At 67.5% G+C, this 25,197-nt stretch carries 22 protein-coding genes and 1 riboswitch; of the genes, 9 read left to right on the plus strand and 13 right to left on the minus strand.

Features of this window, described 5'->3' with window-relative positions; all coding sequences use genetic code 11:
• Window positions 1-99: 99 nt before the first annotated feature.
• The 5 genes from AC5P5W_RS10370 to AC5P5W_RS10390 all read left to right on the plus strand — a co-directional run bounded on the left by AC5P5W_RS10370 (window position 100) and on the right by AC5P5W_RS10390 (window position 6,795).
• Entirely contained in the window at window positions 100-489 is a 390-nt protein-coding gene (locus AC5P5W_RS10370; protein ID WP_014648873.1) for a RidA family protein, read from the plus strand.
• 241 nt (window positions 490-730) lie between these two features.
• The gene (locus AC5P5W_RS10375; RefSeq protein ID WP_014648874.1) at window positions 731-1,063 is read left to right on the plus strand and encodes a hypothetical protein; all 333 of its coding nucleotides are present in this window, start codon (window positions 731-733) and stop codon (window positions 1,061-1,063) included.
• Between the two features lie 56 nt (window positions 1,064-1,119).
• Window positions 1,120-2,373 (plus strand): TolC family protein, encoded by a 1,254-nt coding sequence (locus tag AC5P5W_RS10380; protein WP_049407169.1) that lies wholly within the window; start codon window positions 1,120-1,122, stop codon window positions 2,371-2,373.
• Window positions 2,370-3,575: an efflux RND transporter periplasmic adaptor subunit gene (locus AC5P5W_RS10385; protein ID WP_032960667.1), complete on the plus strand. Its 1,206-nt coding sequence runs from the start codon at window positions 2,370-2,372 to the stop codon at window positions 3,573-3,575. The genes AC5P5W_RS10380 and AC5P5W_RS10385 overlap by 4 nt, the downstream gene beginning before the upstream one ends.
• A 10-nt stretch (window positions 3,576-3,585) precedes the next feature.
• Complete coding sequence (locus AC5P5W_RS10390) at window positions 3,586-6,795, plus strand: CusA/CzcA family heavy metal efflux RND transporter (RefSeq protein WP_197575276.1); 3,210 nt, start codon at window positions 3,586-3,588, stop codon at window positions 6,793-6,795.
• Between the two features lie 95 nt (window positions 6,796-6,890).
• Here AC5P5W_RS10390 and AC5P5W_RS10395 read toward each other — a convergent pair whose 3' ends face one another.
• From AC5P5W_RS10395 to AC5P5W_RS10435, 9 genes are all read right to left on the minus strand, one after another.
• Entirely contained in the window at window positions 6,891-8,663 is a 1,773-nt protein-coding gene (locus AC5P5W_RS10395; RefSeq protein WP_049442093.1) for a DUF885 domain-containing protein, read from the minus strand.
• Window positions 8,664-8,875: 212 nt separating this feature from the next.
• A complete protein-coding gene (locus AC5P5W_RS10400; protein ID WP_014648879.1) occupies window positions 8,876-9,223 on the minus strand; it encodes a lipid-A-disaccharide synthase N-terminal domain-containing protein in 348 nt (115 codons plus the stop codon).
• Window positions 9,223-9,945: a glycosyltransferase family 2 protein gene (locus tag AC5P5W_RS10405; protein ID WP_005420380.1), complete on the minus strand. Its 723-nt coding sequence runs from the start codon at window positions 9,943-9,945 to the stop codon at window positions 9,223-9,225. The genes AC5P5W_RS10400 and AC5P5W_RS10405 overlap by 1 nt, the downstream gene beginning before the upstream one ends.
• Window positions 9,946-10,035: 90 nt before the next feature.
• Window positions 10,036-11,001: an NAD-dependent epimerase/dehydratase family protein gene (locus tag AC5P5W_RS10410; RefSeq protein WP_053494542.1), complete on the minus strand. Its 966-nt coding sequence runs from the start codon at window positions 10,999-11,001 to the stop codon at window positions 10,036-10,038.
• 45 nt (window positions 11,002-11,046) lie between these two features.
• Window positions 11,047-11,781 (minus strand): suppressor of fused domain protein, encoded by a 735-nt coding sequence (locus tag AC5P5W_RS10415; RefSeq protein ID WP_049442094.1) that lies wholly within the window; start codon window positions 11,779-11,781, stop codon window positions 11,047-11,049.
• Between the two features lie 127 nt (window positions 11,782-11,908).
• Window positions 11,909-12,832, minus strand: coding sequence for a ParB/RepB/Spo0J family partition protein (locus AC5P5W_RS10420; RefSeq protein ID WP_014648883.1), 924 nt, complete (start codon window positions 12,830-12,832; stop codon window positions 11,909-11,911).
• Window positions 12,832-13,629 (minus strand): ParA family protein, encoded by a 798-nt coding sequence (locus tag AC5P5W_RS10425; protein ID WP_014648884.1) that lies wholly within the window; start codon window positions 13,627-13,629, stop codon window positions 12,832-12,834. The genes AC5P5W_RS10420 and AC5P5W_RS10425 overlap by 1 nt, the downstream gene beginning before the upstream one ends.
• A 112-nt stretch (window positions 13,630-13,741) precedes the next feature.
• Entirely contained in the window at window positions 13,742-14,380 is a 639-nt protein-coding gene (gene rsmG, locus AC5P5W_RS10430; protein ID WP_032957829.1) for a 16S rRNA (guanine(527)-N(7))-methyltransferase RsmG, read from the minus strand.
• Between the two features lie 39 nt (window positions 14,381-14,419).
• The gene (locus tag AC5P5W_RS10435) at window positions 14,420-15,019 is read right to left on the minus strand and encodes a 4'-phosphopantetheinyl transferase family protein (protein WP_046433275.1); all 600 of its coding nucleotides are present in this window, start codon (window positions 15,017-15,019) and stop codon (window positions 14,420-14,422) included.
• Window positions 15,020-15,103: 84 nt separating this feature from the next.
• On the opposite strand from AC5P5W_RS10435, the gene AC5P5W_RS10440 reads away from it, so the two are divergent.
• Window positions 15,104-15,355, plus strand: coding sequence for a GlsB/YeaQ/YmgE family stress response membrane protein (locus AC5P5W_RS10440; RefSeq protein ID WP_014648887.1), 252 nt, complete (start codon window positions 15,104-15,106; stop codon window positions 15,353-15,355).
• Window positions 15,356-15,427: 72 nt separating this feature from the next.
• On the opposite strand, the gene xth is transcribed toward AC5P5W_RS10440, so the two are convergent.
• The 4 genes from xth to AC5P5W_RS10460 all read right to left on the minus strand — a co-directional run bounded on the left by xth (window position 15,428) and on the right by AC5P5W_RS10460 (window position 21,259).
• Complete coding sequence (gene xth / locus AC5P5W_RS10445; RefSeq protein WP_197575274.1) at window positions 15,428-16,195, minus strand: exodeoxyribonuclease III; 768 nt, start codon at window positions 16,193-16,195, stop codon at window positions 15,428-15,430.
• Between the two features lie 170 nt (window positions 16,196-16,365).
• Entirely contained in the window at window positions 16,366-17,775 is a 1,410-nt protein-coding gene (locus AC5P5W_RS10450) for an aldehyde dehydrogenase family protein (protein ID WP_197574660.1), read from the minus strand.
• 198 nt (window positions 17,776-17,973) lie between these two features.
• Window positions 17,974-19,638 (minus strand): MFS transporter, encoded by a 1,665-nt coding sequence (locus AC5P5W_RS10455; protein ID WP_014648890.1) that lies wholly within the window; start codon window positions 19,636-19,638, stop codon window positions 17,974-17,976.
• A 193-nt stretch (window positions 19,639-19,831) separates the two neighbouring features.
• On the minus strand, window positions 19,832-21,259 hold the full coding sequence (locus tag AC5P5W_RS10460) for a DcaP family trimeric outer membrane transporter (protein WP_032957835.1): 1,428 nt from the start codon (window positions 21,257-21,259) through the stop codon (window positions 19,832-19,834).
• A 245-nt stretch (window positions 21,260-21,504) separates the two neighbouring features.
• Here AC5P5W_RS10460 and acs point away from each other — a divergent pair, with 245 nt between their 5' ends.
• From acs to AC5P5W_RS10475, 3 genes are all read left to right on the plus strand, one after another.
• Window positions 21,505-23,448, plus strand: coding sequence for an acetate--CoA ligase (acs, locus tag AC5P5W_RS10465; protein ID WP_197574659.1), 1,944 nt, complete (start codon window positions 21,505-21,507; stop codon window positions 23,446-23,448).
• 79 nt (window positions 23,449-23,527) lie between these two features.
• Window positions 23,528-24,193 (plus strand): response regulator transcription factor, encoded by a 666-nt coding sequence (locus tag AC5P5W_RS10470; RefSeq protein ID WP_006477308.1) that lies wholly within the window; start codon window positions 23,528-23,530, stop codon window positions 24,191-24,193.
• 222 nt (window positions 24,194-24,415) lie between these two features.
• Window positions 24,416-24,505: riboswitch (yybP-ykoY riboswitch) on the plus strand.
• 88 nt (window positions 24,506-24,593) lie between these two features.
• A complete protein-coding gene (locus AC5P5W_RS10475; RefSeq protein ID WP_053494536.1) occupies window positions 24,594-25,169 on the plus strand; it encodes a manganese efflux pump MntP in 576 nt (191 codons plus the stop codon).
• Window positions 25,170-25,197 lie beyond the last annotated feature (28 nt).

The raw sequence follows: 25,197 nt of genomic DNA on the forward strand, positions 1-25,197 counted from the left end.
TGATTGTTTGGAATTGACAATCAATCTAGGCCGATCATCGCGGTTTATCCAGACAGCGCTGACGGGGAGGATGGCGTTCTCTCCCACGGGATCTTCCCCATGTCACAGCGTGATGTCGTTTTCCCCGCCGGCCGCCAGGCCCTGTACGAGCGCAACCGCTACTCGCCTGCGATCCGTTCCAACGGCTTCCTGTTCGTATCCGGCCAGGTCGGCAGCCGTGAGGACGGCTCGCCCGAGCCAGACTTCGAAACGCAGGTGCGCCGCGCCTTCGAGAATCTCAATGCGGTGTTGGCTGCTGCCGGCTGCACGTTCGATGACGTGATCGACGTGACCGTGTTCCTGGTCGATCCAGAGAAGAACTTTGAGAAGGCCTGGGCAATCGTGCCGGAGTATTGGGGCGAGGCGCCGCACCCGACCCTGACCGGTATCGGCGTGACCTGGCTGTACGGGTTCCAGTTCGAGATCAAGGTGATCGCGAAGCTGCCGTGATACGGGTAGTGCCGGCCGCTGGCCGGCAACGCGGTGGGGTCGAAAAGCGTGTCGACCAAGGTCGACACCTACCAGAGCACATGTGCGCGGCGCACCCGAACGGTGTGGTGGGGTCAGAGCCCTTTCCGGAGGAAAGGGATCCGACCCCGCGCCCGGCCCAGCTGAACGGGAGATTCCGACGAATTCCCGAAGCGTCCATTGATATTGTATCCGGCGAAAACCGCTTGCTAGCCTGCCGTCCATGCGCTGGATCACCCGCCACCTCCGTTCGACCCTGCTGATGCTGCTGATGGCGGCATTCGTGGTCGTGCCGGTGGCCGACGCGCTGGCCTGCACGGTGGAACCGCATGCCAGCACGGTGCATGTGGAGTCCGCACCGGATGCCGATGGCGATGCCGACGGCAAGCACGTCGGTGCCTGTGGCCACAACCACTGCCACCACTCCAATCTGAGCCTGCCGGCCAGTACCTTCGCCGCCTTCGGTGCGCCGCTTCCGGCGCGCTGGATGAATGCCGGCGACGCGGCGACCTATGCGGTCGCCCAGGATGAACTGACGCGTCCTCCCCGGGCGTGAGTTGAGCGCGTCCCGCATTCGCGGGCTTCGGTTCCTCTCACCTCCGGAAATTCTTCATGTCGACCCTGACACGTCGGCCGCTGCGTGCGGCCGGGCGGGTCGTCGCCGTGTTGCTGGGCCTGGCCCCGGCGGCATCGGTGATGGCGCAAGCCGCCCCTTCCTACGACACCCTGCTTGAACGCCTGGACCAGCTGCCCGGCACCCGCGTCGGTGCGGCGCTGGCCGAGGCCGCCGACGCGCGCGCCGACCAGGCCCGTGCGTTGCCCAACCCTTCCCTCTCTTACTCCGCCGAAAACGCCTGGGGCACCGGCTCCTATGGCGGCATGGGCAAGGCCGATACCGTGCTCACCCTGTCCCAGCCGCTGGAGGTCTGGGGCCAGCGTGGCGCGCGTGTCCGTGCCGCCCGTGCCGAGGCACAGGCCGCCAACCTGCGTGGTGCCCAAAGCCGCAGCGACGTGGCCAGCCAGCTGGCGGTGGTCTATGCACAGGCGGAAAGTGCACTGCGCCGCTACACCCTGGCCGAAGAAGCACTGAGCCTCACCCGCGCTGACGCCAACGCGGTCAACGCGATGGTCAAGCAGGGCCGCGAGCCGCAGCTGCGCGCCGTGCAGGCGCAGAGCGAAGTCGCCAACGCCAGCGCCGCGCTGGATGAGGCGCAGGCCTTCCGCGATGCCGCGCTGGCCCGCCTGGCCGGTGCCGCGCTACTGGATGCGCCGGTGCAGTCGATCGGCGACAGCCTGCTCGACCGCGCGCCGCCGTTGCCACGCGGTGCCACCGATACCGCGCTGGCGGTGCGCATCGCCGAAGCCGAAGCGGATGCGGCGGGCAAGCTGGTTGACGTGGAGCGCAAGCGCGCCCTGCCCGACCTGAGCGTCACTGCCGCGCAGACCCGCTTCCGCGAGGGGGGCGAGCGCGCCTACAACCTCGGGGTCAGCCTCAGCATCCCGCTGTTCGACCGCAACCGCGGGGGCATACGCGCCGCCAACGCCGACCAGCGCGCGGCCGAGGCACGCCTGGACCAGCAGCGCCGCGACAGCGAGGCGGCACGCCTCTCCGCGGTGGCCGGTTTGAAGGCCGCCGGCAGCCGTACCCGCGCCGCCGATGAAAGCGTGGTCGCCGCCGAAGAGGCGTATCGCCTGGCCCGCATCGGCTTCGACGCCGGGCGCATCTCGCAGCTGGAACTGCGCAGCACGCGCAGCGCCCTCATCGCCGCCCGCGGCACCGCCGTGGATGCGCGCCTGTCGCGCGTCGCCGCGGAAATCGATCTTGCCCGCCTTGAAGGGCGCGCACCTTTTGTGGAGGTCCCATGACGCTCTCCCGTACTTTCCCGCTGATCGGCGGCGTGCTGCTGGCCGCGCTGCTGGCCGGCTGCGCTGGCAACGCGCAGACACCTGCCAATGAAGACCCGGCTGCGGCCAAGGCCGGCACCGACGATGGCCACGGCCATGCCGCCGACAGCAAGGAGGCCAAGGCCGAATCCGCAAAGGCGCCCGCCGATGGCGATGAGGGTGTCGTGCAGCTGACTCCTGAGCAGATCAAGGCGTCCGGTATCGAAGTGGTCGCGGTCGGTCGTGGTGGCGGTAGCTCCACGCGCCTGTCCGGCCGGGTCGAACCGTCGGTCGGTGCACGCGCCTCGGTGGCGTCGACCGTGACCGGCCGCGTCGAACGCGTGCTGGTCGCACCGGGCACCGCGGTGAAGCAGAACCAGGCACTGGCGATCGTGGTCAGCGGCGAAGCGGCGGTGTTCCGCGCCAATGCGCTGGCCGCCTCGGCCGAAGCCGAGGCCGCGCGCCTGGCCTATGGCCGCGACAAGGCGCTGGTCGACCAGGGCGTGGTCGCCCGCCAGGAGATGGAAGCCTCGCGCGCACGGTCGCTGGCGGCACAGGCCCAGGCCGCTGCCGCGCAGGCCCAGGCCGCTGCCAACGGTGCGCCCGATGCCAGTGGCCGCGTGCGCATCACCAGCCCGGTGGCCGGCATCGTCGGCAACGTGCAGGTCACTCCGGGCGGTGTAGTCGCCGCCGGCAGTGCAGTCGCCGATGTCGCCGACCCGACAATGAACGAGCTGGTGTTCACCGCACCGCCGGCGCTGGCCGCACAGGTCACGCCCGGCATGACGCTGGAAGTGAGCGTGCCGGGTGGCAGCTTCACCGCCACCGTCACCGGTTCGGCCGCCGATGTGCGCCAGCAGGGCGGCGTCGCGGTGATCCGCGCCACCCCGGTGGATGCGTCGCTGCCGCCGGCCGGTTCGCCGGTCTCGGCCGTGGTGGTCACCGAAGGCCAGGACGGTTCGCTCAGCGTCCCGGCCGATGCAGTGCAGAACGTTGATGGCAGCAGCGCGGTGTTTGTCGCCGTCGAAGGTGGCTTCAAGGCGCAGCCGGTGCTGGCCGGGCGCCGTGCCGGTGACCGCATCGAGATCCTCGCTGGGCTGACCGGCAGCGAGCGCATCGTCGGTGCCAATGCCTTCCTGCTCAAGGCCGAGCTGGCCAAGGGCGAAGCCGAGCACGGCCACTGAGGAGGCGACCATGTTCAAGCTGATCATTGAAACAGCGGTGCGCCACCGCTGGCTGGTGGTGTTCATGGCCGCACTGATCGCCGCGGTGGGCCTGTTCCAGCTGGGCAAGCTGCCGATCGACGCGGTGCCGGACATCACCAACCGTCAGGTACAGATCAACACGGTGGCACCGGCGCTGACACCGGAGCAGATCGAGCGGCAGGTGACCTATCCGCTCGAAACCGCGCTGGCCGGCATCCCCGGCCTGACCACCACGCGTTCGCTGTCGCGCAATGGTTTCTCGCAGGTCACCGCGATCTTCACCGATGCCACCGACATCTACTTCGCCCGCCAGCAGGTGGCCGAACGCATGCGCGAGGCATCGGAAGACCTGCCCGATGGTGCATCACCGATGCTGTCGCCGGTCACCACCGGCCTTGGCGAGGTGCTGATGTGGACGGTGGACTTCACCGCGTTCGATCCGGCCAAACTGGCCAAACCCGATGAAGCGGGCTGGCAGGCCGGCGAGGTCTACCGCACACCGGAAGGCAACCTGCTGCGTACGCCCGAAGAACGTGCGACCTACCTGCGCACCGTGCAGGACTGGATCATCGCGCCGCAGATGCGTTCCAGCCCGGGGCTGGCCGGCGTCGATACGGTTGGCGGCTACGTCAAGGAATACGGCGTGCATCCGGACAGCGCCAGACTGGCCGCGCATGGCCTCGGCCTGGCCGACCTGGTCACTGCCCTGCAGCGTTCCAACGTGCAGGCCGGTGCCGGCTTCGTACAGCGTGCCGGCGAGGGCCTGGTGGTACGTGCCGACGGCCTGGCGCTGACCACCGACGACCTGGCACAGGCCCCGGTGGCGACCCGCAATGGCGTGGTGGTACGCGTAGCCGATGTGGCCACGGTGGAACTGAGCCGCGCGCCGCGGCTGGGTGCGGCCAGCCGCAACGGCCATGAAGCCGTGCTGGGCACCGCGCTGATGATTGCCGGTGGCAACAGCCGCACCGTGGCCCAGGCAGCGGCCGCGCGCCTGGAACAGGTAAACAAGTCACTGCCGGCCGACATCGTGGCGGCACCGGTGCTGGACCGCAGCGTGCTGGTCAATTCCACCATCAAGACCGTCGCCAGGAACCTCACCGAGGGCGCGCTGCTGGTGGTGGTGGTGCTGTTCCTGCTGCTGGGCAACCTGCGTGCGGCAACGATCACCGCGCTGGTGATTCCGCTGTCGTTCCTGTTCGCAGTGATCGGCATGAACCGCTTCGGCATCAGTGGCAACCTGATGAGCCTGGGTGCGCTGGACTTCGGCATCCTGGTGGACGGTGCGGTGATCGTGGTCGAGTCGACACTGCTGATGCTGGGCCAGCGCCGCGCCGAACTGGGCCGTGCGCTGACCGCGATGGAACGCCTGCGCGTGGCCGCCGATTCTGCCATTAAGTTGGCGCGCCCTGCGGCCTTCGGCCAGCTGATCATCCTGCTGGTGTTCGCGCCGATCCTCACGCTGGAGGGCGTGGAGGGCAAGACGTTCCACCCGATGGCGGCCACGTTCATGCTGGCCCTGGTCGGTGCCTTCCTGTTCTCCTTCACCTTCGTGCCGGCGATGGCCGCGCTGCTGGTGCGCGAGCCCAAGGTGAAGGACGGCGATGCGCACGCGGACGACGGCGAGCACGAAACCAGGCTGATCCGCGTGCTGCGTGCGCGCATCGAACCGGTGGTGCGCAAGGCCGTGGCGCACCCGCGCACGGTGCTGGCCGGTGCGGTGATGATGGTGGTGGTGGGCATCGGCGCGTTCTCGCTGCTGGGCCGCGAGTTCATGCCGACCCTGGATGAAGGCAACGTGGCGATGCAGGCCCTGCGCGTGCCATCGACCTCGCTGGAGCAGTCACTGGCAATGCAGCTGGCGCTGGAAAAGGCGATTGCCAAGCAGCCGGAAGTGGAAACCGTGTTCTCGCGCACCGGTACCGCCGAGGCGGCGATCGACCCGATGCCGACCAATATTTCCGACAGCGTGATCGTGTTGAAGCCACGCAAGGACTGGCCCGATCCGACGCTGGCCAAGGACGCACTGGTGGCGCGCTTCGAGAAACTGGCCGGGCAGCAGCTGGGCAACAGCTTCGAGTTCAGCCAGCCGATCGAGCTGCGCTTCAACGAACTGATTTCCGGCGTGCGTACCGACCTGGCCGTAATGATCTTTGGTGATGACTTCAGCCAGCTGCAGAAGGTGGCCGACCAGGTGGCGTTGAAGCTGCGTGCGGTGGATGGCGCGGCCGACGTGCGGGTAGAACAGATCTCCGGCCTGCCCACGCTCAACGTGGCGATCGACCACGTGGCGGCGGCACAGTACGGGTTGAGCGCTGCAGATGTGAGTGATGCGCTGTCCACCGGCATCGGCGGTACCACGGCCGGCAAGATCTTCGAAGGCGACCGCCGCTTCAACGTGGTGGTGCGCCTGGACGATGCCTCGCGCAACGATCCGGACCAGCTGGCCTCGCTGCCGATCGCCACGCCATCGGGGCTCGTGATTCCGTTGTCGTCGGTGGCGCGCATTACCGTGAGCGAAGGGCCGAACCAGATCAGCCGCAACAACGGCAGCCGCCGCGTGGTGGTGCAGGCCAACGTGCGCGGTCGCGATCTGGGCGGCTTCGTCGGCGAGGCGCAGGCCGCGGTGGCCGACGTGGCGCTGCCGCCGGGCGCCTACCTGACCTGGGGCGGTCAGTTCGAGAACCTGCAGCGCGCGGAGAAGCGGTTGGCAACCGTGGTGCCGGTGGTGTTCCTGCTGATCGGCAGCCTGCTGTTCATGGCCCTGCGCAGCGGCAAGGAAGCCATTCTGGTGTTCAGCTGCGTGCCGTTGGCGCTGGTCGGTGGCATCCTCGCGCTGCTGCTGCGAGGCATGCCATTCTCGGTATCGGCGGCAGTTGGCTTCATCGCCGTCTCCGGCGTGGCCACGTTGAACGGCCTGGTGCTGATGCAGGCGATCCGCGAACGCCTGGATGCCGGCGACCTGCCGCTGCAGGCGGCGATCAACGGTGCCTCGAGCCGCATCCGCGCGGTGCTGACCACGGCGCTGGTGGCGATCGTCGGCTTCATCCCGATGGCGATTGCCAGCGGTTCCGGTGCGGAGGTGCAGAAGCCGCTGGCCACGGTGGTGATCGGTGGCCTGATCACCGCCACCGTGCTGACCCTGCTGGTGCTGCCGACCTTCGCAGCACGGGTGGCCAAGCCGCGGCCGGTGGGGTGAGGCGAGAGGGGGTCGGAGCCCTTTCCACAGGAAAGGGATCCGACCCCGTGACCGGGTCGGGTTGCCGGCCAGCGGCCGGCACTACCCTTGCACGGTCAGGCCTTCTTGCGCTCGGCGATGTAGGCCTGGATCTGCTGTTCCAGCACCGGCAGCGGCACCGAGCCCTGCTTGAGCAGGGTGTCGTGGAAGCCCTTGATGTCGAACTTGTCGCCCAGCTCCTTCTCGGCCTGCGCACGCAGGCGCACGATGGCGATCTCGCCCAGCTTGTAGCTCAGCGCCTGGCCAGGCCAGGAGATGTAGCGGTCCACCTCGGTGGTCACTTCATGCTCGCTCAGCGCGGTGTGGTCACGCAGGTAGGCCAACGCCTGCTCGCGGGTCCAGCCCTTGCTGTGCACGCCGGTGTCGATCACCAGGCGCGCGGCACGCCACATCTCGTAGGTCAGGCGGCCGAAGTCCTCGTACGGGGTTTCGTAGATGCCCATCTCCACGCCCAGTTTCTCGCAGTACAGCGCCCAGCCTTCGCCATAGGCGGAGATGTAGGCGTTGCGGCGGAACTCCGGCAGGTTCTTCTGCTCGGCGGCGATCGCGCCCTGCAGCGAGTGGCCCGGATCGGATTCATGCAGGGTCAGCGCCGGCAGGTTGTACAGCGGGCGCGACGGCAGGTTGTAGGTGTTGAGCCAGTAGGTGCCCATGCCACCGCGGCCGGCCGTCCAGAACGGTGCGATGTCCGGCGGCACCGGCACGATGGTGAAGCGCGCGCGCGGCAACGTCATGTACTTGCCCAGCTGGCCATCCGCCCGCTTGGAGATCCACGCGGCACGCGACAGCAGCTCTTCCGGTGTCTTTGCATAGAACTGCGGATCGGTACGCAGGAAGGTCAGGAACTCGGCAAAGCTGCCCTTGAACTTCACCTGCTTGATGATGTCGTTCATTTCCTTCTGGATGCGCGCGACCTCATCCAGGCCGATGCGGTGGATCTCGTCCGGCGACAGGTCCAGCGTGGTGTACTCGTGGATCTGCTGCCGGTAGTACGCCTTGCCATCGGGCATCGCTTCGGCGGCCAGGGTGGTACGCGCCTGCGGCACGTACTCGTTGACGAAGAAGGTGCGCAGCTGCTGGAACGCCGGCACCACCTTGCCGCTGATTGCTTCGCGCGCCTGCGCCTGCAGCCTGGCCTGCTCGGCGGCCGGGATGGTGGTGGGCAGCTTCTTGAACGGCGCGTACAGCGGCGACTCGGTCGGGTCCTTCAGCTCGGCGACGGTGGCGATGGACACTTCGCGGCCATCGAGCACCGCGCGCGGCACGCTGAAACCACGCTTCAAGCCGGCGCGCATGTTCTCGGTCTGCTGGCCGAAGTAGCGCGGTACATCATTCAGGCGTGCGATGTAGTTCTGGTAGTCCTGCACGGTCTTCATCTCGCGCCGGGCCATGAAGGACAGGTTGGACCAGAACGAGGAATCGGCGTTGAACGGCATCTCGTAGCCGCGCAGGCGCGTCTCTTCGGCCAGGTTGAACACCTGGTCGTGGTAGATCGCGTAGTTGACCTGGTTGTCGGCCGACAGGGTCTTCGGGTCGATCTTCTTCAGCGCGGCCAGGGTCTCATCCCACACCTTCAGGCGCGCCTGCTGCGCGGCCGGGCCGACGTCGGGCATGCGGGTGGCGTTGGCCGGGGCGTCCTCGTCCTCGCTGGCCTCGCCACCGCCCTGCTGGCGCCACTTCCATTCCTTCTCGTACAGCGCGCGGAAGGCGGCGTCGGCGGGCGATTCAGTGGCCACGCCGGACGGTGCGGCGGTGGCGGGCGGCGCGGCCAGGGCCACGGCGGGGGCGGACAGGGCGATCAGCAGGGCAACGGCAAGACGGGTTTTCACGAGCACAGGTTCCCGGGAAGGCAGACCCCGATCATGGCACCCCCCATCGCCCGTGGCATGGGACGAAGGTCCTGCCTGCGCAGCAGACCGGGGCCCCGGTAGCCAGGTACGCAGTAGACCCACGTCATGCGTGGATGCGCCGCGGATCCGGACAGGGTGATCCGGACGGGGTCAGAGCCCTTTCCCATGGAAAGGGATCCGACCCCGGGGCCTCAGTGGCTGGCCTTGTCTCGCTTCCAGCCGCGGTGCTTGATGTCCAGGTGCAGGCTGTACAGCGCGGTGAACGCCGGGAACAGGTTCTGCAGCACGCCCACCGAGTCCTGCTTGGCCGAGAACAGGAAGTAGCTCAGCGTCATCAGGCTGCCGAGCACGCTCATGTACCAGAACAGGCGCGGGATCACCGGCTTGCCGGCGCGCTTGGACGCGACGAACTGGACCAGCCAGCGGCCGCCGAACATCAGCGCGCCGGTATAGCCGATCAGCTTCCAGCCGGTCACGTGCAGGCCGGTCCAGTACAGCCAGGTCAGCGGCTGGTCGAGCCAATGCAGCTCCAGATCCATCAGCGCTCCTCCACCGCGGTGCGCTTGCTGCGGGTGATCAGCCAGGCCACGCCACGCAGGTCGCGGATGCCGACCAGCGCGCGGCCGAGGTTGTTGTACTTGGACACGCCAGCGGTACGGTGGCGGTGGTTGACCGGCACGCTGGTGGTCTTCCAGCCGGCGCGCTGCATCAGCGCCGGCAGGTAGCGGTGCATGTGGTCGAAGTACGGCAGGTCGAGGAACGCGCTGCGTTCGAACAGCTTGATGCCGCAGCCGGTATCGGGCGTATCGTCGCGCAGCATGCGTGCACGGATGGCGTTGGCCCATTTGCTGGCCCAGCGCTTGCTGCCGCTGTCCTGGCGGTTGACGCGCCAGCCGGCGAACAGCTTCACCTGCGCCTCGGCGGCGTCGCGTGCGGCGAGCAGCTTGGGGATATCGGCCGGATCGTTCTGGCCATCGCCATCCAGGGTCGCGATCCACGGCGCGCGGGCGTGCTTGACGCCGGTGCGCACCGCGGTGCTCTGCCCGCTCTGGTTCACATGGTGCAGCACGCGCAGTTCCGGGGTGGTCGCCTTCAGTCCCTGCAGCACCGCCAGGGTGTCATCGCGCGAGTGATCGTCGATGTAGACGATTTCGAACGGCAGCCGGCCACGCAGCGCGGCGGTGATTTCGGCGACCAGCGGGGCGACATTGTCGCGCTCGTTGAATACCGGGACGACAACGGAAAGCTCGGGTTGGCTCATAAGGCACTCGGCCAAAGGGGGGACAAAGACCGCGCATTCTCCGCTGCCGAGGTTATCCGAAGATGAACCCCGCGGCGTGAGGATCCATCCTCAGGCGCGATCGCCAAAATACTCGCGGCACCACTGCACCACAGGCGGCAGGCCTTCTTCGATCGGGGTCACCGCATCGAAGCCGAAAGCGTCATGTGCGCGCCGGGTATCGGCCATCGTGCGCACCATGTCGCCGGGCTGCATGGGCTTGTACACCTTCTGCGCGGGGCGGCCGGCGGCCTGCTCGATCACGCTGATGAAGCGCTCCAGCTCGACCGGCGTATGGTTGCCGAGGTTGAACACCCGGTGCGGCACCGGGCCGTCGGCCGGGTGCGCGAGGGCGCCGAGGATACCGGACACAATGTCGGAGACATGTGTGAAATCGCGCTGCATGCGGCCTTCGTTGAACACGTCGATCGGCCGCCCGGCCAGCACCGCGCGGGAGAACAGCAGCGGTGCCATGTCCGGCCGGCCCCACGGGCCATACACGGTGAAGAAGCGTAGGCCGGTGGCATGCAGGCCGTACAGCTGCGCGTAGGTATGGGCCATCAGCTCATTGGCGGCCTTGGTCGCCGCATACAGCGAGCGCGGCTGGTCCACGCGCTGGTCCTCGGAGAACGGCGGCGTGGCCGAATCGCCGTAGACCGAGCTGCTGGAGGCATACACCAGGTGCTGCACGCCGCGGTGGCGGCACAGTTCGAGCATGTTGACGAAGCCGACCAGGTTGCTGTCGACGTAGGCGTGCGGGTTTTCCAGCGAATAGCGCACGCCGGCCTGGGCGGCCAGATGGATCACCGCCGTCGGCTGCACTTCATCGAACAGCGCAGCCAGGCCCTCGCGGTCGGTCAGGTCCAGCGCGCGCAGGTCCAGCGACGGGCACAGCGCGGCCACGCGGTCGCGCTTGATCTGCGGGTCGTAGTAATCGTTGAAGTTGTCCAGGCCGACCACGGCCTGGCCGGCCTCCAGCAGTGCGCGGGCGGTGTAGGCACCGATGAAGCCGGCAGCGCCGGTGAGCAGGATGGTCATGGCAGGGGCCTGGAAACGAAGTTCAGGCCCCTGATGTTACCGGTCTCAGAACAAACCGAAACGCTTCTTCGCCACGTTGGTGCGGCCGGGTTCGATTACATCCTGGATCTTCTTCGCGTCGAAGCGGTCGAGCAGCGCCTCGGCGCCCTTCCTCAGCTTCAGGTCCATCTCTTCGGGGTACAGCGGGACCAGGCTCATGAAGCTGATGGTCTTGCCGTCGTCCAGTTCCAGCGTGGCAAAATCCTCCGGGGTGGTTACCGGCGTCAGCACGATGGCGCCGTCGAAGCCCACGCCCGGCGCATAGGGCTCGCTGGGATGGCCGTTGGGAATGGTGTGGCCGAAGCCCAGCCAGGTGTCGTACTCGTGCGGCAACCGCGCCATGCCCTTCAGCAGGCGCACCGGCCAGTAATTGCGCTCGTCCTCGAAGGCGTCCTGGGAGATGGGCCAGTCCGCCGGCAGGGTCACCATCAGTTCCATGTAGCGCGGCACGTCCGCGTCCACCTCGGCGGGCACGGTCATCGGCAGGTCGCTCATGCCGGAGGTGACCAGGCGCAGGTAAGGGCAGTGGTCATTGGCCGGCACCACGTGCACGTCGATGTGCACCAGGTCGGAGATGATCTCGTGGAAGACACCGGATACCGGGCCCAGATGGCGTTCGAGGTGGGCGCTGATCGCCTCGATGTGGCGTTCTTCGCCGGTGGCGAGCACGAAGTCCTTTTCGCGGCGATGTACCAGTATCTGGGTGCCGTCCGGGCTGACGTCCTCGTATTCGTTGCTCATATCCTGCTCCCTGGATGAGGCCACGGACCGGAAGGCAGTGCATTCCCACGGCGCGCGCGGCGGTACGTTCCCTGTCATTGGCGGGACACGGCAGGAACGGGCCGCGCCCCCTGTCACTGCGCCGGGCTCAGCCCTGGCGCGTGCGCAGCTTTTCCAGCACGCCGTCCAGGGTATCCAGGTCGGTGTAGTGGATGATCAGCTTGCCCTTGCCGCCACGGCCATGATTGATCGCCACCTTGGCGCCCAATGCTTCGGACAGTTCGGTTTCCAGCGAGGCGATGTCGGCCTGCTGCACCTTCGGCGTGGCCGCCGGGCGGTTGCTCGGCACCTTGCCGGCGGCGAAGGCCTGCGCACGGCGCTCGACCTCGCGCACCGACCAGCCTTCATCGGCTGCTTCCTGGGCCAGCTTGCCGGCCAGCTCGGGAGCCAGGGTCAGCAGCGCGCGGGCGTGGCCCATTTCCAGGCGGCGGGTTTCCAGCAGCAGGCGGATCGCCACCGGCAGCTCCAGCAGGCGCAGCAGGTTGGACACCGCCGCGCGCGAGCGGCCGACGGCCTCGGCGGCCTCGGCATGGGTCAGGGTGAACTCGCTGATCAGGCGCTGCAGCGCCTCGGCTTCTTCCAGCGGATTGAGGTCTTCGCGCTGGATGTTCTCGATCAGCGCCATCGCGATGACGGTGCGGTCTTCCAGCTCGCGCACCACCACCGGCACTTCGTCCAGGCCGGCCAGCTGCGATGCGCGCCAACGGCGTTCACCGGCGACGATTTCGTAGTTGCCTGCCGGCAGCTGGCGCACCAGGATCGGCTGGATCACGCCCTGCGACTTGATCGAGTCGGCCAGCTCGGACAGCTTGCCCTCGTCCATCTCGCGGCGCGGCTGGTACTTGCCCGGCTGCAGCTGGCCGACCGGCAACTTGCGCAGCACTTCACCCGGCAGCGGCTCGATCACCGCGGTGGTGGCCTGCACCTGGCTGACCGCGCCTTTCGGGCCCAACAGCGCATCCAGGCCACGGCCGAGGCCTCGCTTCTTGGCTGCCGGCTTGCTGCTGGTCATCAGACGATCTCCACGGCCTTGCCGGCCTTGTTGCGTTCGTTGTTGCGGCGGATGATCTCGCCGGCCAGGCCCAGGTAGGCCACGCCACCGCGCGAGGCGCGGTCGTAGCCGACGATGCTCTGGCCATGGCTGGGTGCCTCGGCCAGGCGCACGTTGCGCGGCACGATGGTGCGGAACACGCGGTCGCCGAAGTGCTCGGTGAGCTCGGCCGACACTGCGTTGGCCAGGTTGTTGCGCACGTCGAACATGGTGCGCAGCACGCCTTCGATCTCCAGCGCCGGGTTCAGGCTGGTGCGCAGCGCTTCGATGGTTTCCACCAGCGCGCTCAGGCCTTCCAGCGCGTAGTACTCGCACTGCATCGGCACGATCACCGAGTCGGCGGCGGCCAGCGCGTTGAGCGTCAGCAGCGACAGCGCCGGCGGGCAGTCGATCAGGATGTAGTCGTACTCGTCGCGGATCGGCGCCAGCGCGCGCTTCAGGCGCTGCTCGCGCTCGCTCTGGCCCATCAGCTGGATCTCGGCGGCGGTCAGGTCGATATTGCCGGGCAGCAGGTCGTAACCCTCGGCAGTCTGCACGCGTACATCGGCAGCGCTGTTCTCGCCGAGCAGCAGGTCACAGGTGGAGGCGGCCAGCTCGCGTTTGTCCACGCCACTGCCCATGGTCGCGTTGCCCTGCGAATCCAGGTCGACCAACAGCACGCGCTTGGGTGCGTTGGCCAGGGAAGCGGCCAGGTTGACGGCGGTCGTGGTCTTGCCGACGCCACCCTTCTGGTTGGCGATGGCGATGATGCGGGCCATGCGGGTGTGCCTCGTCGACGTGTGCTGGGACCGGTCATTATGCGTACAACCGGCCCCTTGCGGAAATCGTGGATCGCCAACCCGTTGTTCCACAAGGGGCTGGCGGCCGGAATCAGGGGCCTGTAACAGTGACCAGGTGGCGTTCGCCGGCCAGGCCGGGCACGCTCAACGGGGTCACCTCACGCACCTGCCAGCCCGCCGGCAGGTCCGCGATCTCCTCATGCGGGTGGACGCCCTTCATGGCCAGCAACACGCCGCCGGGGCGCAGCAGGTGGCCACCGACGCGGACGATGCCGGCCAGGGTGTCCATCGCGCGCGCGGTCAACTGGTCGTAGCGGCCGGCCTCGTCCAGCGCCTCGGCGCGCGACTCGGCCACGCGGGCGTTGCCCAGGCCGAGCTGGCGCACGGCTTCGCGCATGAAGCGCGCCTTCTTGCCGTTGCTCTCGACCAGGGTGACCTGCAGGCCCGGGCAGGCGATCGCCAGCGGGATGCCGGGCAGCCCGGGGCCGGTGCCAAGGTCGGCCAGGCTGCCGTCGGCCACGAACGGCTGCATCGCCAGCGAGTCGAGCAGGTGGCGGGTGACCATCTCCTGCGGGTCGCGGATGGCGGTGAGGTTGTAGGTGCCGTTCCAGCGGTGCAGCAGGGCCAGGTAGCGCAGCAACGGCGGCGCCAGCGCGGCGTCCAGGCCCATGCTGGCCAGGCCCTGTTCCAGCGTGGCAGACACGCTGGCGGGAAGTGGGTGTTCGCTCATGCCGGCATTATCGCCGGTTTTGCGCGCCGATTCCCCGCTTCAGTGTGGATACCAGGCCAATGCGGCGCGGAACTGGCCGCTGGCCTGCCACTCGTGCAGGTGCCAGCGCGCGGCCTCGCCCAGTTCCGGGTCGCACCAGCGCAGGTGCAGGGCGCCATCGGGCCCGGGCGCCAGCTGCAGGCGGTGCAGGCCGAACGAGATGCCCTGCCCATGCGCCTTCAGGATGGCCTCCTTGACGCACCATACGCGGAAGAACCAGTGCTCGCGCCCGGCCTCATCCAGGCGTTCCAGCCAGGCCACCTCCTGCGGGTGGAAGAAGCGCCGCACGATTTCCAGCAGGCGCGGTCGCGGCCGCAGCAGCTCCAGGTCCACGCCCAGCCGCACGCCTTCGCCCAGCGCCACCAGCAGCACCTCGCCGCTGTGGCTCCAGCCGGTGCCGTAGTGGGCCAACGGGCCGCTCAGTTCCGGCCGGCCCTTGTCATCACGGACCAGCGGCAGCGTCTGCGGGTCGGCGCCCAATGCCTGCGCCAGCACCTGCCGCGCCTGCGGTTCACCACGCTGGCCCGGCACATGCGGGCGCCGCCAGACCGTCACCGGACCGAAGCGCCACGGGCCATCGAGGGTGGCTGGCAGGCTCATCCGCACACGCCCATCACGCAATTCCACGACGGGTTCACAGCCCTGCGCGTCAACTGGTCACAGTTCCCCACCGGAGGTTCGATCATGGGCATCATCATCTGGCTGATCGTCGGCGGCATCGTAGGCTGGCTGGCCAGCATCATCATGAAGCGCGATGCCCAGCAGGGCATCATCCTCAACATCGTGGTCGGCATCGTCGGCGCGCTGATTTCCGGCTGGCTGTTCGGCGGCGGCATCAACGAAGCGATCACCCTCCGCACCTTCCTGTTCTCGCTGATCGGTGCGGTGATCCTGCTGGCGATCGTCAACCTGTTCACCCGCAAGAGCATACGGTGATCTGAGGGTAGTGCCGGCCACTGGCCGGCAGATGTTCCAGAACGGGCCCGGCAATCGTCGGGCCCCGTTCGTTCAACCGATCTGCACCCAGACCGGCGCATGGTCACTCGGGCGTTCCCAGGTGCGCGGCTCGCGGTCGATGCCCGAGGCCACCGCACTGCCCTTCAGCGCCTCTGAGACCAGGGTCAGGTCGATGCGCAGGCCCAGGTTGCGGCGGAAGCCGGCGGCACGGTAGTCCCACCAGCTGAAGGTACCCGCCTCGTCGTTGTGCAGGCGGAAGCCATCGTGCAGGCCCAGCTGCAGCAGCTTGTTCAATGCGCCGCGCTCGGCGGTGGAGGTCAGGATGTGGTTGTCGTTCCACACCGCCGGGTCGTGCACGTCGCGCGCGTCCGGGGCGATGTTGAAGTCGCCCATCACGATCAGCTTCGGGTGGCGCTGCAGTTCTCCGGCGATCCAGGCATGCACCGCTTCCAGCCAGCGCAGCTTGTAGTCGTACTTGTCGGTGCCGATGTCCTGGCCATTGACCACGTACAGGTTGATCACCCGCAGGTCGCCGAAGGTGCCGGCGATGACGCGCTTCTGCTCGTCCTCGAAACCGGGAATGCCGATCTGCACGTCCTGCGCCGGCTCACGCGACAGCAGCGCCACGCCGTTGTAGGTCTTCTGGCCGGCGAACACGCTGCGATAACCTGCGGCGATCAGCGCCGAATCGGGGAACTTGTGGTCCTCCAGCTTGGTTTCCTGGATACCGACGATGTCCGGGCCGAACTCCCTGAGCCATTGCTCCAGGTGCGGCAGGCGGACATTGAGCGAATTGACGTTCCACGAGGCGATCTTCATGGGGGCATTCTAACCGGCTGGGCCACCCATGCCCGGTAGTCGCCAACCTTGGTTGGCGCCGAGGCCCCCATGTGCCAACCAAGGCTTGCACCCACCGGTAGTGCCGGCCGCTGGCCGGCAACCCCATGAACCGTCGGCAGGACCCTGCAGTTGCCGGCCAGCGGCCGGCACTACCGAAGCAGCAGCTTCAACAACCCCGCAATCTTCGAATACGGCGGCCGCAGCCGGTCGCTGGCCGCCCAGCGCGACTGCCACAGCACCGGCAGCCGCTTGCTCATCGCATCGAACCCGGCGCGGCCGTGGTACGCGCCCATGCCGCTGGCCCCTACACCGCCAAACGGCAGGCCATCGGCGGCGAAGTGCAGCAGCGTGTCATTCACCGTCACCCCGCCGGCCACCACCTGGCCAAGGATGCGCTCCACCGTCGCCGTGTCGTGGCTGAAGGGATACAGCGCCAGCGGCCGGTCGCGGGACAGCACGTCGCCCAGCGCGGCGTCCAGATCCGGGTAGGCCCGCACCGGAAGGATCGGGCCGAAGATCTCCTCGCGCATCAGGTCCAGGTCGTCCGGCGGGTCCAGCACCACGGTCGGCACCAGCAGGCGCTCGCGGTCGGCGCGCGCGTCATCCACCTGCGCCAACGGAATCACCGGCACCCCGCGTTGCCGCGCCTGTGCCAGATAGCCCTGCAGGCGCCGGTACTGGCCTTCATTGATGATGCGGGTGTAATCGTCGGCATCGCTGAAGTCGCCATAGCGCTCGCGCACCTGCTGCTGCAGCGCCTGTACGAATTCGCGCTGGCGAACGGTATCGATCAGCACGTAATCCGGCGCGATGCAGGTCTGGCCCGCGTTGAACCACTTGCCGGTGGCCAGCCGCGCAGCGGCTTTGTCCAGCGGGAAATCGCGACAGACAATCGCCGGCGACTTGCCGCCCAGCTCCAGTGTGACCGGTACCAGATGCTCAGCGGCGGCGGCCATCACCTTGCGGCCAACCGCCGTCGAGCCGGTGAACAGCAGATGGTCCAGCGGCAGCGACGACACCGCTGCGGCCACATCCGCCCCGCCCTGCACCACCGCCACCCGATCGGGCGGGAACACGCTGGCCAGCAGATCGGCCAGGAACGCGCTGGTGCGCGGCGTGTGTTCCGAAGGCTTCAGCAGCACATGGTTGCCGGCAGCAATCGCGGTGACCAGCGGCACCAGCGCCAGCGTGACCGGGTAGTTCCACGGTGAGATCACCCCCACCACGCCGAGCGGCGTCGGCCGCAGCTGCGCGCGCGCCGGCCACAGCTTCCATCCCGCCGGTGCCCGCTGCGGCTTCGACCAGCGCCGCAGGTGGCGCCGCAGGTGGTCGATGGCCGACAGCACGCTCATGCCATCGGCCAGTTTCGATTCAACGTGGGCGCGATGCCCGAAGTCCTCGGCGATGGCCTGGGCCATTTCGTCCAGGCGCGGCTTCAATGCCTCGCGCAGACGGCGCAGGTCGGCTTCGCGCTGGTCGAACGTCGGGCGCTGGGCCTGCCAGGCGCTGCGCAGGGTGTGCAGGAGGGCGGGAAGGTCGGCCGGCGTGGTGGTGGTCATGGGCCGACTATACGGGGTGCTGCGCAACGCAATGGTAGTGCCGGCCGCTGGCCGGCAAGGGCTTCATGTCCGCGGCGATTCAGGAGGTTGCCGGCCAGCGGCCGGCACTACCGGATGCGGGCCGAGTGGGCACGGCCCACAAGCAGAAAGGCCGCGGTCTGCACCGCGGCCTTTCCTTCACTGCATGGAACCCACCGGTTACTTGGTGATATCCACGTTCTTGGTTTCGCGCAGGAACAGGCCGCCGATCACCACCGACATCAGTGCGATCGCGATCGGGTACCACAGGCCGTAGTACAGGTTGCCGGTACCGGCCACCAGCGCGAACGAGATCGCCGGCAGGAAGCCACCGAACCAGCCGTTGCCGATGTGGTACGGCAGCGACATCGAGGTGTAGCGGATGCGGGTCGGGAACAGTTCGACCAGGTAGGCGGCGATCGGGCCGTAGACCATGGTCACGTACAGCACCAGCAGCCACAGCATGAAGATGGTGCCGGCGATGTTGATGCGGGCGCCATCGGCCTTGGCCGGGTAGCCGGCGGTGGTCAGGGCGGTCTTCAGTTCCGCACCGAACGCATCGGCCTTGGCCTTGCCTTCTTCCTTGGTCAGGCCGGCGGCCTCATACGAGGTGACGCTGGCGCTGCCCACGTTCACCATCGCCAGCGAACCGGCGGCGGCGGGCTGCACGTCGTACGGCACACCGGCCTTGGTCAGCGCGGCGGTGGCCACGTCGCAGGAGCTGGTGAACTTGCGCAGGCCGACCGGATCGAACTGGAACGAGCAGGTAGCCGGATCGGCCACGACCAGGGCCGGCGAGCTGCTGCGGGCTTCTTCGATGGCCGGGTTGGCGAAGTGGGTCAGGCCCTTGAAGATCGGGATGTAGGTGATGGCCGCCAGCAGGCAGCCGGCCAGGATGATCTTCTTGCGACCGATGCGGTCGGACAGCCAGCCGAAGAAGATGAAGAACGGCGTGCCCAGTGCCAGCGCAGCGGCGATCAGCAGGTAGGAGGTGGTGGCATCGACCTTCAGCATGCTGCTGAGGAAGAACAGCGCGTAGAACTGGCCGCCGTACCAGACCACCGCCTGGCCAGCCGCCGCACCGAGCAGGACCAGCAGCATCAGCTTCAGGTTGCCACCCTTCAGGCTGTCGCGGAACGGGGTCTTGGAACCCTTGCCTTCAGCCTTCATCTGCTGGAACAGCGGCGATTCGCTCAGCTGCAGGCGGATCCATACCGAAATGCCCAGCAGCAGGATCGAGACCAGGAACGGGATGCGCCAGCCCCAGGCTTCGAAGGCCTCGTTGCCCAGCGTCATGCGGCAGGCCAGGATGATCAGCAGCGACAGGAACAGGCCGAGCGTGGCGGTGCACTGGATGAAGCTGGTGTACAGGCCGCGCTTGTCGTCCGGCGCGTGCTCGGCCACGTAGGTGGCGGCACCGCCGTACTCGCCGCCCATCGCCAGGCCCTGGGCCAGGCGCAGGATGATCAGGATCACCGGTGCGGCGAAACCGATCGAGGCGTAGTTGGGCAGCACGCCGACCAGGAAGGTCGAGATGCCCATGATCAGGATGGTGACCAGGAAGGTGTACTTGCGGCCGATGCGGTCGCCGAGGCTGCCGAAGAAGGCCGCGCCGAACGGACGCACGAAGAAGCCGGCAGCGAACGCCAGCAGGGCGAAGATCATGCCCGTGGTTTCATTGACGCCACTGAAGAACTGCTTGGCGATGATGGCCGCGAGCGAGCCGTACAGGAAGAAGTCATACCACTCGAAGACCGTGCCGAGGCTCGAGGCGAAGATGACTTTCTTGTGGCCCTTGGTCAGGGTGCCCGCCGCATGGTGCGGGCCTGGTGCAGTGCTGGACATAAGACGCTTCCCCTCCGAAGCAATCGTTGTTGGTGGGTGCCGACCGTTGGCCGGCACTCAATTCGGTAGATGCCGACCTTGGCCGGCACCCCATCTCGGTAGATGCCGACCTTGGCCGGCACCTCATCTCGGTAGGTGCCGACCTTGGCCGGCGCCCCATCTCGGTAGGTGCCGGCCGCTGGCCGGCACGCTCTTAGAAGCTGTACTTCGTGGTGAACTGCAACCGGGTGATGTCACCCTTGTTGCCGTTTTCCACTTCGCGACGGCCATACATCAGCTCGGCGCCGATATCGACCTTGGGCAGCGGCGAATAGAAGATGTTGCCGCGGATGCTCTGCACGCTCTTGGTCACCAGCGGGCCGAGGATGCTGTCGTTGTCGTAGTCGCTGCGCGCGTAGATCAGGTTGGTGCGCAGCTTCGGCGAGAACGCATGCCGCCAGCCCACGTAGCCGGCCAGCACGCCGGTCGGGTTGAGCTCGTCGCGGGCCACGTCATAGGCACTGTCGGCAGTGATGCCCAGGCCGATGTAGCGGGCGATGCCTTCGCCACCGGTCAGCTGGTAATGCAGCGAATCGCTGTCACCCATCACCCACTTGCCGCCCAGGGTCAGGCCGCCGGCCACCTTGTCGGCCTTCGCGCCGGTGGCCTGGTTGTCGACCTTCAACTGGCGGACGATGCCGCCGACACCAAAGGTGCCCCAGTCGCCCTTCCAGCCATAACGCATGGTCAGGTCGGGCAGGCTGCCACGGTCGGAGTTGGCGCTGGCGTTGGTCCAGGCCCCGGTGACCGGGTTGCGGGTACCGGTGAGGGTGGTGGTTTCCGGGTTTTCCAGTGCGACGCTGAAGCCGCCCTGGGTGTAGCGCACCTGGGCCTGGCGCACGAAGATCACGCCGTCGGTGGGGCCGACGAAGTCGACCGCCTCCGGCAGCGCGGCCGCGTCCATGAAGTTGGACCAGGTCTGGCCGGCCATCCAGTTGTTCCAGTACATGTAGGCGTGGCGCAGGGTCACGCCATAGGTATTGGTGGCGGTCTGGTTGCCCAGCGAGTTGCCGAAGAAGTCCATCTCGAAGAACGCACCGGCCTTGTTGCCCGATTCGCTCACGTTGTCGATGCCCAGGTTGAAGCGCGAGAACTTGGCGTGGGCGTTGAAGTCGGTGCCCGAACGCTTGCCGCTGCCGCCGGCGCCTTCCACCGGGGTCTGGCCCGGCAGGTACAGCGAACGGCCGGTGGCGTCGTCGGCCAGCTGGCCATCGCTGGTCTGGGTGGCCAGGAAGTCGGCCTTGATGAAGCCACCGATCTTGACCGTGGTGCCGGGCGCGGCGCCCGGAGTGATGGTGGTGACCTGGATCGGCTGCTTGCCCGCCGGCACCGAGGCGACCGGCTTCTGCCCGGCCTGCACCGTGCGCACTTCGGTCACCGCCTGCTGGGTCTGGCTGATCTGGGTCTGTTGTTGTTGCTGCGAAGACAGCAGCAGCTGGACCTGGCGTTCCAGTTCGGCAACGCGTGCTTCCAGTGCCTTCTCTTTGGCGGTCTCTGCGAACGCCATGCCCGGTGCGACCAGGGCGACCAACAGGCAGGCCGCCAAAGGTGTGCGCACGGCTTTCAACGTACGGTGGCTCATGTTGCCCTCTCTCCCAAGTGGCAAGGTGATGCCGCGCGTGGGGCACGGTCGAGCCGAGACTGCGGGGCGTTCGCGCACAGCGGCTATTGGCCATTGGTCGAACCCGGCCCTGCTGGGCGCTCACTTTCGACCATGGTCTAACCAGGGTGGTGACGCGGCCGGGGGTGAATGGGGCAAACTGAGGGGGATCGGTCGTTGCGATGCTGCGACCGCACATACAAAGTCAACGTGCAAGTGAGGGTGCCATGGCTGATATCTACCCCGTCGATCCGCAGTTCGCCGCCAAGGCACGCATCGACAAGACGTCGTACGAACAGCAGTACCAGGCGTCGGTGACCGACCCGGATGGTTTCTGGGGCAAGGCCGCCGAGCGCCTGCAATGGATGCGCAAGCCGACGAAGATCAAGAACGTCAGCTATGACCTGTCCGACTTCCACATCAAGTGGTTCGAAGATGGCGAGCTCAATGCCAGCGTGAACTGCCTGGATCGCCAGCTGGAAACGCGCGGCGACAAGACCGCCCTGCTGTTCGAGCCGGACGGCCCGGATGCACCGGCCCAGCACGTGACCTATCGCGAGCTGTACGAGCGCACCTGCCGCCTCGGCAACGCGCTGCGCAACCTCGGCGTCAAGAAGGGCGACCGCGTCACCATCTACCTGCCGATGATCGTCGACGCCGCGGTGGCCATGCTGGCCTGTGCGCGCATCGGTGCGATCCACTCGGTGGTGTTCGGTGGCTTCGCGCCGAATTCGATCGCCGACCGCGTCAGCGACTGCCAGAGCAAGCTGATCATCACCGCCGACGAGGGCCTGCGCGGTGGCCGCAGGATTCCGCTGAAGGCCAACGTTGATGCCGCGCTGAAGCTGCCGGGCACGAATACGGTTGAAACCGTGCTGGTGGTGCGCCACACCGGCGGCGCGGTGGACATGCAGGCCCCGCGCGACCGCTGGTTCCACGATGTGGTGGACAGCCAGCCGTCCACCTGCGAACCGGAACGCATGAACGCGGAAGACCCGCTATTCATCCTCTACACCTCCGGTTCCACCGGCAAGCCCAAGGGCGTGCTGCACACCACCGGCGGTTACCTGCTGTACGCGGCCTACACCCATGAAGCGGTGTTCGACCTGCGCGAAGACGACGTCTACTGGTGCACCGCCGATGTCGGCTGGGTCACCGGCCACAGCTACATCGTGTACGGGCCGCTGGCCAACGGCGCGACCTCGCTGATGTTCGAAGGCGTGCCGAACTACCCGGACACCTCGCGTTTCTGGAACGTCATCGACAAGCACAAGGTGACCATCTTCTACACCGCCCCGACCGCCATCCGCGCGCTGATGCGCGAAGGCGAGGAGCCGGTGAAGAAGACATCGCGCGCGTCGCTGCGCCTGCTCGGCAGCGTCGGCGAGCCGATCAATCCGGAAGCCTGGCGCTGGTACTACGAAGTGGTCGGCGACAGCCGCTGCCCGATCGTCGATACCTGGTGGCAGACCGAGACCGGCGGCATCCTGATCTCGCCGCTGGCCGGCGCGATGGACCTCAAGCCGGGGTCGGCCACCCTGCCCTTCTTCGGCGTGCAGCCGGCGCTGGTCAATGCCGATGGCGAGATCCAGGGCGGCCCGACCGAGGGCAACCTGATCATCCGTGATTCCTGGCCGGGCCAGATGCGCACGGTGTACGGCGACCACCAGCGCTTCATCGATACCTATTTCCGCACCTACCCGGGCAGCTACTTCACCGGCGACGGTTGCCGCCGCGACGAGGACGGCTACTACTGGATCACCGGCCGCGTTGACGACGTGATCAATGTGTCGGGCCACCGCATCGGCACCGCCGAAGTGGAAAGCGCGCTGGTCTCGCACCCGAAGGTGGCCGAAGCGGCCGTGGTCGGCTTCCCGCACGACGTGAAGGGCCAGGGCATCTACGCCTATGTCACCCTGGTGGCCGAAGAGGTACCGAGCGATGAGCTGCACAAGGAGCTGATCGCCTGGGTGCGCAAGGAGATCGGCCCGATCGCCACGCCGGACCACCTGCAGTGGGCGCCGGGCCTGCCGAAGACCCGCTCGGGCAAGATCATGCGCCGCATCCTGCGCAAGATCGCCGAGAACGCGCCGGACCAGCTCGGCGATACCTCGACCCTGGCCGACCCATCGGTGGTGGCCTCGCTGGTGGACGAGCGCAAGGTGCGCTGATGTACGACCGGGGTCGGATCCCTTTCCGCAAGGAAAGGGCTCTGACCCCATCTGCTTTCCCCCACGGTTCCCCCCGACCATGACCACCCTCCTGATTGCCGATGACCACCCGCTGTTCCGCGAAGCCCTGCGCGGCGCCGTGCAGCGGGTCATCCCCGGCGTGCAGCTGTTCGAGGCCGACAGCGTGGAAGCGCTGTACGCGCTGGCCGATCAGCACAACGACGCCGACCTGGTCCTGATGGACCTCAACATGCCTGGCGCACAGGGTTTCAACGCGCTGGTGCACATGCGCTCGCTGCACCCGCACCTGCCGGTGGTGGTGGTGTCCGCGCGCGAAGAAGCCACGGTGATGCGCCGCGCGCTCGACCACGGCGCGCTGGGCTTCATTCCGAAGTCTGCGGACTCGGACACCATCGGCCACGCACTGGGCACCATCCTCGATGGCGAGACCTGGGCACCGCCGGAAGCGCACAACGTGCCGCCCACCGGCAGCGAAGAACGCGAAGTCGGCCAGCGCCTGCGCGAGCTGACCCCGCAGCAGTTCCGCGTGCTGCAGATGCTGGGCGCAGGCCGCTTGAACAAGCAGATCGCCTACGACCTCAACGTTTCCGAAGCGACGATCAAGGCCCACGTCACCGCCATCCTGCGCAAGCTGGGCGTGACCAACCGCACCCAGGCCGTGCTGATGGCCGGCAAGCTGGCCATCGACGACGACGCCATCGTGCTGCCGCCGGAAGAAGATTGAGGTAGTGCCGGCCGCTGGCCGGCAGTCAGCTGAAACGCCTTAAACCGCTCTGGTAGGTGCCAAGCTTGCTTGGCACGCACTCGCCGTTGCGCATGCCGGCCAGCGGCCGGCACTACCAGGCACCGCTGCGCTCGCGATATAGCCATCGCTATACAAACCAGCCCTGCCTGCGCGTTTCGCTGGAAATGCGCCACGCGCGAGTCGCGATGCTAAGCTTCGCGTCCCCTTGGGGAGTAGCCGGATTCCTTCGCAGGAATCGTCCACGTCAACATACTCGGCCAGTGCGCCGTGGCGTGGACAACCATGATGGTTGGCGAGACCAGCGGCCCGCGCGCGCAACGTCAGGTTGGGCGCGAGCGCGAGCCGTGCGTCCGTCCTTGCCCGACCTCAGCAGCTGTCCATGTCCCCCATTTCGATCCTCCTGATCGGCTTTGCCATGTCCACCGATGCCTTCGCTGCGGCGATCGGCAAGGGTGCGGCCATGCGCAAGCCGGTGTTCCGCGATGCACTGCGTGCCGGCATCATCTTCGGCGTCATCGAGGCGATCACGCCCATCATCGGCTGGCTGCTCGGTCGCGCCGCCCTGCAGTACGTGGAAGCTTTCGACCACTGGATCGCGTTCGGCCTGCTCGGTGCGCTGGGCATCCACATGATCTACAACGGCCTGCGCCCGGATAGTGCCGAGGACGACGAGGACCCCTCGCATCACCACGGCTTCTGGAAGCTGGCGCTGACCGGTTTCGCCACCAGCATCGACGCGATGGCGGTGGGTATCGGCCTGGCCTTCATGGACGTCCATATCGGCGTGATGGCCGCGGTCATTGGCCTGTGCACGCTCTCCATGGTCACCGTCGGCATCATGCTCGGCCGTGTGCTGGGCAGCATGGTCGGCAAGCGTGCCGAGATCATCGGTGGCGTGATCCTGGTGATCATCGGCGCGATGATCCTGTACGAGCACCTGCACGGCGTGGGGTAACGCTTCCGCGATTACGTGGTTGCCGGCC

Source organism: Stenotrophomonas sp. YJH_SMC_123 (genome assembly GCF_059368215.1).